Origin of the sequence: Shewanella sp. MSW (assembly GCF_007636515.1) — a bacterium.
GTDB lineage: Bacteria > Pseudomonadota > Gammaproteobacteria > Enterobacterales > Shewanellaceae > Shewanella > Shewanella indica.
Map to the genome: position 1 here is coordinate 48461 of NZ_LVDR01000023.1, position 9974 is coordinate 58434.

The 9974-nt window shown below is 49.4% G+C and carries 9 protein-coding genes; 5 read left to right on the forward strand and 4 right to left on the reverse strand.

Translation table 11 applies throughout. From position 1 onward, the window contains the following. Positions 1 to 10: 10 nt before the first annotated feature. Positions 11 to 1678 carry a GGDEF domain-containing protein gene (locus AYI96_RS18755; RefSeq protein ID WP_039036090.1) on the forward strand — a complete coding sequence of 556 codons (1668 nt, stop codon included), beginning with the start codon at positions 11 to 13 and terminating at the stop codon, positions 1676 to 1678. 117 nt (positions 1679 to 1795) lie between these two features. Here AYI96_RS18755 and AYI96_RS18760 read toward each other — a convergent pair whose 3' ends face one another. Next, entirely contained in the window at positions 1796 to 4915 is a 3120-nt protein-coding gene (locus tag AYI96_RS18760; RefSeq protein ID WP_144362137.1) for an NAD(P)-binding protein, read from the reverse strand. A gap of 217 nt (positions 4916 to 5132) precedes the next feature. Here AYI96_RS18760 and AYI96_RS18765 point away from each other — a divergent pair, with 217 nt between their 5' ends. After that, complete coding sequence (locus AYI96_RS18765) at positions 5133 to 5636, forward strand: GNAT family N-acetyltransferase (protein WP_143078467.1); 504 nt, start codon at positions 5133 to 5135, stop codon at positions 5634 to 5636. A 64-nt stretch (positions 5637 to 5700) separates the two neighbouring features. Here the strand turns inward: AYI96_RS18765 and AYI96_RS18770 are convergent, their stop codons facing one another. Then, a complete protein-coding gene (locus AYI96_RS18770; RefSeq protein ID WP_039036087.1) occupies positions 5701 to 6207 on the reverse strand; it encodes a GspH/FimT family pseudopilin in 507 nt (168 codons plus the stop codon). A gap of 105 nt (positions 6208 to 6312) precedes the next feature. Further along, the gene (locus tag AYI96_RS18775) at positions 6313 to 6834 is read right to left on the reverse strand and encodes a GspH/FimT family pseudopilin (RefSeq protein WP_144362138.1); all 522 of its coding nucleotides are present in this window, start codon (positions 6832 to 6834) and stop codon (positions 6313 to 6315) included. Positions 6835 to 7177: 343 nt separating this feature from the next. Between AYI96_RS18775 and glnB the strand changes: the two genes are divergently transcribed. Continuing rightward, positions 7178 to 7516 (forward strand): nitrogen regulatory protein P-II, encoded by a 339-nt coding sequence (gene glnB, locus AYI96_RS18780; RefSeq protein WP_025009956.1) that lies wholly within the window; start codon positions 7178 to 7180, stop codon positions 7514 to 7516. Between the two features lie 263 nt (positions 7517 to 7779). Here glnB and AYI96_RS18785 read toward each other — a convergent pair whose 3' ends face one another. Continuing rightward, complete coding sequence (locus AYI96_RS18785) at positions 7780 to 8277, reverse strand: hypothetical protein (RefSeq protein WP_144362139.1); 498 nt, start codon at positions 8275 to 8277, stop codon at positions 7780 to 7782. Between the two features lie 424 nt (positions 8278 to 8701). On the opposite strand from AYI96_RS18785, the gene AYI96_RS18790 reads away from it, so the two are divergent. Both AYI96_RS18790 and AYI96_RS18795 read left to right on the forward strand, forming a co-directional pair. Then, a complete protein-coding gene (locus AYI96_RS18790) occupies positions 8702 to 9490 on the forward strand; it encodes an RHS repeat-associated core domain-containing protein (protein WP_144362140.1) in 789 nt (262 codons plus the stop codon). Beyond that, a complete protein-coding gene (locus tag AYI96_RS18795; protein ID WP_144362141.1) occupies positions 9487 to 9825 on the forward strand; it encodes a hypothetical protein in 339 nt (112 codons plus the stop codon). Before AYI96_RS18790 ends, AYI96_RS18795 begins: the two co-directional genes overlap by 4 nt. The last annotated feature ends 149 nt before the right edge of the window (positions 9826 to 9974 follow it).

The window sequence follows — 9974 nt, forward strand, 5'->3', positions numbered from 1 at the left end:
GCCCTTCAATATGGATAAACACCCAGGTTCCCTGCTCAGGCTATTGCTGGCGTTTGTTCTGCTCCAGTTTAGTGTGAGTGCCTGGGCCACTCAGGTGCTCGACAACAGCTACATTCTCAAGGCTGAGCCACAACAGTTGGCACCGACTTCGTTCGAGGCGGTACCAGCCTGGATCCGGGCGCAACAGGAAACCAGCCTGAGTTTGACCGGCGGCAGTTACTGGATGGTGCATCCCTTACGAGTGGCAAGTCGTGAACAGACTTGGGTCATAGACGTACGCAACTCCATTATAGAATCCATAGATCTTTTGCTGCTGGGGCAAGATGGTAGCAAACAGCAAGCCCACTCGGGCTATGATGCCGACTATCAGTATTTGTTTGATTATGGCAGGCGGTTCACCATCAAGCCGGGGATAGATTATTGGCTGGTGGTCAAGGTTGAGAGCCGTTACTACTCATCGGCACCCGAGATCCGCCTGGCTCCTGAAATAGAACACAGGCTCAGCGCCGACAGACATGCCACAGCCGTGGTGCTATGTCTCGGGGGCTTGATTTTTATCGCCTGCTATAACCTGTTCATCTTCTTTACCACCCGTGACAAGGCGTTCTTTTGGTACGGTCTTTATGTGCTGGCTTACTTCGGCGGCTGGGCCTTGACCTTCCACTTGCCCGCGCACTTGTTTCAGTTCCGGCAACTCGAGTTGCATCACCTATTCTTTATCAGCCTGCCCATATTGAACATTTTGTTCTATAACAATTTTCTGCAGCTTTCTCTCTATTCGCCCAAGCTTTGGCGCCTCAGTCGCATCTTGTTGTGGGCCTGTGTGTTGGCTCTGCCCACCAGTATTTGGTTCTTGTCCTATACGGCGATTATTGCTTCAGTGCTTATTATGCTCTGGATTGGACTGGCGATAGTTTGCGGTAATGTCTGTCTGATGAAAGGCTTCTCGCCGGCGCGTTATTTCATAATGGCCTTCAGCTGTTTGCTGCTGCCGGCAATCATCATATTGCCTGGTAACATGGGTATCACCCCGGACTTTTTTGAATATGCCGAGCTGGCAACTTTGCTGGGTGGCACTGCCGATGCTCTGTTGCTGTCCTTGGCGTTGGCAAGTAAGCTCAAACTCTTGTCGGAGGAGCGCCAGGAGTATATCCGCAAGTTGGGTATCGCTTGGGAACGAGCTCGCAGTGATAGCCTTACAGGTCTTGCCAACCGCTTGGCCTATGATGAGAGTCTGGCGGATTCCTGCCTGAGTAGTGGCATGCCCAAGCCGGGATACCTGTTGGTATTGTTGGATATTGAGGGGCTGAAACGGGTCAATGACACCCTGGGACATGGGGAAGGGGACAGATTGCTGTTGGCGGTAGCCGAAGAGCTACAAAGCTGGTCTGAAGCCAAGCTCAAGCCTTTTCGCATTAGTGGCAATGACTTTGCTTTGCTACTGCCGGAAGTCGAGGGGCAGCGACTGCAGAACTTGCTGCCGAGGCTGGAGCAGCGTATTGCCAGTGAAGGTTTTGCCGAGCTCTGTGTCAATCATGGCTCTGCGGCCAGTACAGACAAAGAAACGGTCCAGGATTGGGTCCGCGCCGCTGACAAAGACTTGTATCAGTGCAAGAGTCTGCGTCGTCGTGAGCTGCACGCCAGACAACTGGCCGCAGCCGAAGGCCTGCCCCGCTGAACTCTCGGGGCTAATTTCGGGACTAATTCCTGCGCTAAGTCCGGAGCTAAGTCAGCAGCTCAGTCCAGAGCAAGCTCATAGCTGAGTCGAACCGGCTAAATCTCGCCTGGATGCTTATCAAAAGTCTTCCTCACCCTTGATATGGCGCGGATAGCCACAGATAGCCTTGGAGGTGTGCATACCCGCCATGGTTGCGGCTTCGACGCAGCCCACATTCAGCCCTGTTTTTATCCAATCACCGGTGACATAGAGGTTATCCAGCCCAGTACCGTCTGTGGTGATGCGAAAACGCGAGCTATCTTTCACCGACAACACATACCGCTCGGACGGGTCGACATTGGCACGCCAGTATTGGCTGTCAAAGCGCTGTTGTCCTTGACGTTCCTCCGGATCGTGCAGCCAATCCCAGACAAAGCCATTTTTGGCTTCCGGCCAGAGATTGCCTATTTGATGCTCGAGTTGCCCCAGAGCCCCGGACTTGGCCACGGCATTCATTTGCTGGTTAAAGTCGCTCTGCTCTCTGGGGGGATATTCGGCAACCGGCAGCGCCGAGCAGAAGTAACTGGCATTCTTGACGCGGCCTATCGGCCAGCTTTCTTTGTCAATCAATTGATCCATACTGGCCCAGGTGTCATAGGGTTCGCTGAAGGCCGACAGCACAGGCTCTTCGCCGGAAGCCGGAAAAAGCTGCCAGCCAAGACCGTTGAGATCTGTGTTGAGCCACAACTGATAGGCCTGGGTCGCCACAGTTTGCACCTTGGCCACAGCCTGTGATAGCGCCGGACTTTGGGTCATCACTTCTTTAGCCACATGAGGAACGGCGCCTATGGATAGACCGAAGATCACCTTGTCAAAATCTACCCCCTTACGCAGCTGCTTCACCGGCAGAGCGTGGCCGGTTTCTTGCTGGTACAGCTGCGGCCAATCACTCCAGAAGTGTTCCAGGTTGACCCGGTTTTCGGCAATTAATCTGGCTTGAGTTTCATCCAGTTGTGATAGCAGAGGCTCGCTTGGCCAGCAGCCGAGTCCTTTGACATCCACCAACGGCTGATACTCGCTGAGTCCAGGCTTGAGGCTGGCCTGCTCCACTATCTCTATGCCGCTGACGGATTGCCCCTGACATTGCAGCTGTTGTACCTGGTGGAAGAAGTGAAAATTCACTCCGCGGCGTTTCAACACTTCATAGTAGGGGGTGAATACTGTGTCGCCCATGCCGGCCTGCATTTTCCACATCACGCCCCCTTGGTAGCAGAGGGCAATTCGCAGCATGGAGCGGATTATGGTGCCGGCTTCCACATTGGGGCGGGAGAAATCGCCCTGTTCATAGGCGAACACCAGATCGTAGAAGCCCCTTACCGGTGTCGAATCGACAGTGTAACGCTCGCTGGCGCCATGGCGACGCAGCCATTCGCGGTAGTCATAGCCGTTGATAACATCGAATCCGCCCTTGAATACCCCATCGACAAACATCCCCTTGAGTATGGTCAGACCGAGGTCGGCACCTATGTAGAGGCGCCTGAGCTCGTCATTGCCACTCAAGTGATCGCCAAAGCGGCGCTTGAGACGCCGATGCAGTATATCGACGGCACTCTCGATTAGGCCATCGTCCTCGACAGTGTCGTGGTGGTGATCGTCACACTCCTGGCCTATCAGCTGGTTGAAGCGGCACTCCAGCTTGTCCCCCAGGGTTTCCAGGCTATCTTTGGCGTCATCCAGCGCCTCTTCGATGCGATCGTTCAGGCGTTCAAACCAGTCGCGGGTGAACCAGTCTCTGGGGCTATCCTTGGCCACGGCCTCATCGACTTCATCCATCTGTTTTAGCCATTGACGGATCCAGTAAAAGGCCGCCTTGACCAATTTCCACAGCGTCAGGGTTTCTGTACTGTCGCCGGGGATACCCGGCATGGGCGGGAACTCTATGGGCCAGCTCAGGCTGCGCCCCTCTATCTGTTCCTGCAGCACAATAAAGTTATGGGGCTTGAATGCTTCGACAAAGCTGGCCAGCGGCGCGTCATCCGCTCGCCCCAGTTCCTCATAGGCTTTGCGCATCAGGGCCGCGGCATTTTGGTAGAACCCAAACCAAATATGCAGCCCATGCTCTTCGATACGATCCCCCATGGCGGCATTGCGCCCGGAGGCTCCCTTGCCACCAATGCGCCAGCCCTGTTGATAGATATCTATCTGGTACCGGTTTTGCCAGCCAGGTTGTTCTGTAAGGCACATGGCCGCGGTAATGGCGGCAACGCCTCCACCGAGAATGGCAATTTTCTCTTTTTTGACTATAGAGTTGTCCACCAACACTTCGCCCGGCGGCACCTCAAAGTCAAAGTTCACATGGTAGGGCAGCAACACCTGCTGCTCGCCGAGCTGTACCCCCAGGGTTTCGGCCAGCGGGAAGCTGTCGTTGGCAAAGACTGTGGCCACCAGGGAGTTATCCAGCAGCGACAGATGATGCACCTTGGTGACTCTGGCGGGCGCCTGCAGCAGCGCCTGATATACCGCCTTGGTGCCGGAAGCGTCGGGGAACTGCTTCAGGAAAACTTGCTCCACCGCCGGTTTGAACAGCAGTTCGAATACCTGCTCGGCCCCAAGAGCATCCAGATCGGGAATAAAGTCGGTTTGGGCCTGAATAAAGTCCCAGGTTTGGCCTATGGCTTCCAGTGGCGAGAGGGCATTCTCCTGCTGCGGCCTGCACTTAATCTGGAGCAGTGGTGCCATTGCCAGCTCGGCATCCGGGGAGAATTTTTGAAAACTCTTGGCCGCCAACGACAGTTCTGTCAGCGGCTCATCTACGCCTGGCATCCGGTATTCGCAGGCGTATTTGGGATAACCAAACAGCTCGCGGCCATTGATCAATGCCATCGCATCATTGACCCAGATATGCAGCGGCTGAAACAGAATTTCGCTGATTTCGCCGGAATCTGGATTGGCCTGTTTGCCCACCATCACCCAGGTGATGATATCGGTTTCCTGGATCCAACCCTTGTTGCGATCCACCTCGACACTGGAATAAGCCTTGGCGATTTGAGTGAAAGTTGTCAGTACATAAGGGGACAACACCTTGAAATACATCTTGTTGTTGGCGACCTGGTTCAGGGTTTGGTCGACACTCTGTTGCAAATTGGCAAGCTTGCCCTTGAGGAAAAAACCGTACATATCGGCTTGGGTTAACACCAGAGGAGAGTGCATAAGCACTGAGCCGGGAGGGTAGATAAAGTCGGGGCGTTGTTCGTTCATGGCGACCATCCTTGTGTACTGACGTTTGCCAGATTTATCTGACTGAATTAGCTGAATAAACCTAGCGTATATTCAGGCTTCTTACAATTACACGTTCGTTGCCGGATATGTGTTCCTTAGTGTAAGCAAGTGTAATAGGTTGCTGCTTGGCAGTGTTACCTTCTCCACTTTCTATGGCTTGGCTGGAGTAAACTTCTCTTGGGATAACAATATATTGATGACTGGACATAACCGCCGGATTGGCGTTAATTTGAGCATGGTGAACAGTTTTTATTACTATCATTGTATGAACCCAAGCATACGCACCGCCAGGTTAAGCGATATTCCTGCCATAATGGCGTTGAGATTGAATGTGCGCGAAAACCGCCTGCAGGATCCCGGGCGGATCACTCAAGCTTGCTATCTCAGCTATTTGACAGGTCGGCGGCGCACTTGGGTTGCAGAGGATGAAACACAACTATTGGGTTTTGTCTGTAGCGATCGTGATGATGCCAGAATTTGGGCGCTTTTTATCGCGCCGGAGTCGGAAGGAAAGGGCATAGGTAAGGCCTTGTTACAGCAAGCGGTTGACTGGCTCCATGCCGGAGGCTGTAGCAAGCTGCAACTCAGTACCGAGCCGGGTACCCGCGCCGAAGGCTTTTATCGCCATCTTGGTTGGCAGTCTCTGGGGCTGACTGAAGAAGGTGAGGTGGGTTTCCTGTTGACTTCACCATCAGATTAAAGTGACTTGTGATCATGGCTCTGACATAGATTCACTCTACTGAAACCGGCATGACCTCTGTCATTTAAATTGGGCAGGCCAGGCCATCAGCGCCGTATTTGATCATCCCTGAGCTGGAAACCGTCACACTTCTTGAGCCATTGGCTTGCTTGGAAGGGCAATAGATAAAGGTCACTTCGCCTGTGTTGCTTAGGCCATCGGCACGAAAGCCAACATTGCTGCCCACGATGGCATCCTTGCTGTCGATGCCTTCCACTACCCGCAATATTTTTTCGCTGCCTCCGGCCTCGGTATAGACCTTGAGGCCATCATTAAAATTGGCGGCACAACCTGTATCACTCTGATAGCCACAAACTTTCACCTCCATACCATAGCTGATGGCCTGGTTGCGGGCGAAGGACAGGGCTTGTTCAATTCGGCTTATTTCCGACTTACTGCGATAGCTTTCATATAAAGAAGTGAGTGAGGGAACTCCCACAGACAGCAGTATGGCGGCAACAGCAATGGTGACCATGAGTTCGACCAGCGTAAAGCCACGGATTCTGGAACTGGAAAAATGTGCAACAGCCATAGTCAACTCTTCACACGAATAGATTACGCTTAAGTATAAGTGAATGAGTTGTTAATTACAGTAGTCTTTGCAAACCCTGTGCAGTGGTCGTTAATTCCACCAGCATCAACCATCCTGACAACTGATGTTTTTATCCTGAGAGCGTCGAATTCGTCCGGCTTGATTGATTATCAAGGCTTTTGAGTGGGGACTATTAGCCTTACCAGGACAATACTTGAAGGTGCCATTGGTTCCTGACGCCAGTCCATCCGGCAGAAAGCGTATCGCTTTCCGGTTGTACTTGAGTATGTCTTGGCTATCAAAAGCGCCGCTTTGAAACAGCAGCTTGTCGTCATCATCCAGGGTCAGATTACCGTTGCGGTCGCTGAAAACCGTTATCCCTTGCTGCCAGGCATTGGCTTCACAGCGGCCATCCTTGAGAGCGCAGACACTGACTCTGACGCCATAACTAATGGCCTGATTACGGGCAAATTGCAGCAGTTGTTGTACTTGTTTTATACCGGTTTGAGCGCGATAACCTTCGTAGAGCGACTTGAGTGATGGCGCCCCGACTGAGGCCAGTATTGCCAGCAGCACCATGGCGACCATGACCTCCAGCAGCGAAAAACCAAGTGGTAAATGACGCATAATCTCATCCTTGAGCATTGGGCGGCCCGCATCCGGCGAACCTGAGTGTTAGTTTAGTCCAGGCAGAGGCTCGGCTCTGGTGTCCTTTTAGATGAGTTTGCACTAAATATTGCACTTGCTTACCTAAGGGATGAATAAGTACACCGAGTTGATCATGGCTACTGCGAAGGAATAGGCCTGGTTTTTTCATCTGAGCGGACAATCACTTCTTGCCCGCAGTATGTCGTGATAAGCTATTGCGATTGTATCCGAACAAGCAAAATCGCGAGCTATTTCTCCGGTCAAATTGACCTGGGAATGGTCATGAGTTGCGGAAGAATTCCAAGCCCTAAAGGAGTGCCTGATGAAGAAAGTGGAAGCCATAATCAAGCCGTTTAAACTGGACGATGTCCGTGAGGCGTTGGCTGAGATAGGAATAACCGGTATGACGGTTCTGGAAGTCAAAGGTTTTGGCCGCCAGAAGGGACATACAGAGTTGTACCGTGGTGCCGAGTATATGGTCGACTTTCTGCCCAAGGTGAAGATAGAACTGGTGATTCAGGATGATCTGCTGGAACAGGCACTGGATGTGATTGTTGAAACCGCCCGTACCGGTAAAATCGGCGACGGTAAGATCTTTGTGACCGATATCGAACGCATTATTCGTATCCGTACCGGTGAAGAAAACGAAGAAGCGGTATAAAAACGAATGTAAAAATTAGGTTCATCGCAGATTAGCGTGGACTACAAATGAAAACGGTTGGAGAGTTATTGTTTAGTCGCCAAATAAAAACAATGACCCACTCCAATCGTTGTCGATGTCGAATATTACCTGCACTAGCTCAGACTTGTACTGACAGTGTAGTGGTCAAGTTAATTGGCCACTACAAGCCAATCACACTCAGAACCAAAACCACCGAATGTTCCTGCGTCCGTTTTAGCAGTTTTTTATGTGTAAAACCACGATTATCGTAGTAAAGAAAAATATTTATCCAAGGTGATCTCTGCTACCCAACACTCCAGCGTACCTTCACAGGATAAACCTAATGGATTCAAAGGAGTACAGGCACTTTTGATAGGTACTAGAGAGTTTTCAATTTGATATTCAAAAGTGTAATATTCCGTTTTGTATATGAATTTATCCCCCAATAAACGACCATTCTCATCGTCGTGCCTCATAAAATAACGCGTAATTACGTGGACTTCCTCATCGTTCTCTTCAACTAATTGAGAAACAACATTGGCCATTCCTTCGTAACATTCAAATATTAATTCAGAGAACTTATATTCATTAAAAGTATCAGTCATATTGATAGGGCGAAAATATATATGAGGTCTAAGAATAAAACCTTCATTAGAACTAAAAGCCACATTTAATCCACTATGAGGCACTTGTTCATATAAGCTTTTTTTAAGAATCAAATGTTGGTCGAAATATATAACCTCATATAAATCATCACTCATTTACACTACATCTCCTTAACTTGTTGGCAGATTCAAATCCACATATAAAAATCAAGCCACCCACTGTAAAACAATAACTTAATCTTCTTTCTGTCTGCGTTCAAGCACCAGTAGTGGATTTGAGCACCCGGAGGTAGCAAAATGGAGACACCCATAATTCTTGACAAAATCAAAATGAAGACACCCATAATTCTTGGTCAACTTCATCCACGAGCTGCAGCGGTACGATTCAAAAGTATCGGAATGGTATCAACATGGGCACTATTACCCTGGTAGGTACAAGTGGCACACAAACAGAATTAAAGAATGGCACAGTGTATAACATCAGTGTCACTTGCACAGGAAACGGCGGCAGCAAAAGCGCTATTGCGACAGCTCGCGGCGGCAGTAGCGGCGGCGGTGATTACATGTAAGGGGAATACTCATGGAACGAATAATTCAACTCCTAACGCTGCTGTTACTGTTAATATGCAGCCAAGTATCAGCAACCACAGTTAGATATCAGCATACAGACATGCTGGGGTCAGTCGTTGCAGAATCGGACAGTGCCGGTAACATCACCAGTCGCAGTCATTACGAGCCATTTGGCAAACGATTGGGGGGAGACAAGGCCGGCATAGGTTACACTGGCCACCTGCAGGATGAGGACTTGAACCTGACCTATATGCAGGCAAGATACTATGATCCACTGATTGGACGCTTCTATGCCAATGATCCCAATGGATTCAGGGATATACATAGCTTTAATCGATATGCCTATGCGAATAATAATCCGTACAAATATTTTGATCCTGATGGCAGGGAGACATTATTAATAACAGTTAAAGATTATGGAGTTAGTACTCATTCGGCAACTATGACTAATAGAGATGGGAATACAATGCTCTATGATCCAGCAGGAAGCTACTCACCATCTAGTGGGGAGGTTAGAGGAAGTGGAGATGTATTTACTACTTCAACCCTATCAGATTACACCCAGTTTCATGAATCTGTGGGCAGTGAGATTTCCGTTGTAACAATACCTACGACTGCTGAGCAGGAAGCTGCTATACAAAATAACATGGTTGAAGAAGGAGGTGCTGCGCCATTTGAATGTGCTGCGTCAGTCTCTAGTGTATTAAAAGATGTTGGCGTAAAGCCGAGCGCATTACCAAGAAGACTTGAGGATAATGCTAAGGAAAGAGTTCAAGAAATGGAGAAAACGCAAAAATGAAATTAGATAAATCATTTTTTAAAGAATTAGGGATTATTTTTGCTTTTCTTATGTTTGCATTGGGGTTTTATGCTGTTTGGTGGGGTTTCGGTAAAGGTACTTTGTGGGCAAAGGGTTTTAACATTTTTGGTGGAATTTTCTATTTTGGCTCAATCCCTTGGTCACAGTTCATCATAGAACTAGTTTCCCCATTAGTTGATAAAAGTAATAGTTTACTTCTTAGGATCATATCTTATTCGGTAGGCTTCACTATCAATTGTTATATATTACGGCTTATATATTTGAGAATGAAGAAACGAAATAGTAAGGGAAATGATGAATCTACTCCGTTTTGACTCACTGATAAATCTCGATTAGCAAAAAAGAGGGTGTTCAAAATTCTGTGTCACGGAGGGTGTTCAAAATTCTGTGTCACGTTAAAAATCACAGATCGATGTGAGCATCCAGTCGTCCTTCAAAATGGATGGACAGCTGAGATAGCGTT

Coding starts and splice junctions, on each gene's coding strand:
- AYI96_RS18755 (WP_039036090.1), top strand. CDS start 11: ATGGATAAACACCCAGGTTCCCTGCTCAGGCTATTGCTGGCGTTTGTT.
- AYI96_RS18760 (WP_144362137.1), bottom strand. CDS start 4,915: ATGAACGAACAACGCCCCGACTTTATCTACCCTCCCGGCTCAGTGCTT.
- AYI96_RS18765 (WP_143078467.1), top strand. CDS start 5,133: ATGACTGGACATAACCGCCGGATTGGCGTTAATTTGAGCATGGTGAAC.
- AYI96_RS18770 (WP_039036087.1), bottom strand. CDS start 6,207: ATGGCTGTTGCACATTTTTCCAGTTCCAGAATCCGTGGCTTTACGCTG.
- AYI96_RS18775 (WP_144362138.1), bottom strand. CDS start 6,834: ATGCGTCATTTACCACTTGGTTTTTCGCTGCTGGAGGTCATGGTCGCC.
- glnB (WP_025009956.1), top strand. CDS start 7,178: ATGAAGAAAGTGGAAGCCATAATCAAGCCGTTTAAACTGGACGATGTC.
- AYI96_RS18785 (WP_144362139.1), bottom strand. CDS start 8,277: ATGAGTGATGATTTATATGAGGTTATATATTTCGACCAACATTTGATT.
- AYI96_RS18790 (WP_144362140.1), top strand. CDS start 8,702: ATGGAACGAATAATTCAACTCCTAACGCTGCTGTTACTGTTAATATGC.
- AYI96_RS18795 (WP_144362141.1), top strand. CDS start 9,487: ATGAAATTAGATAAATCATTTTTTAAAGAATTAGGGATTATTTTTGCT.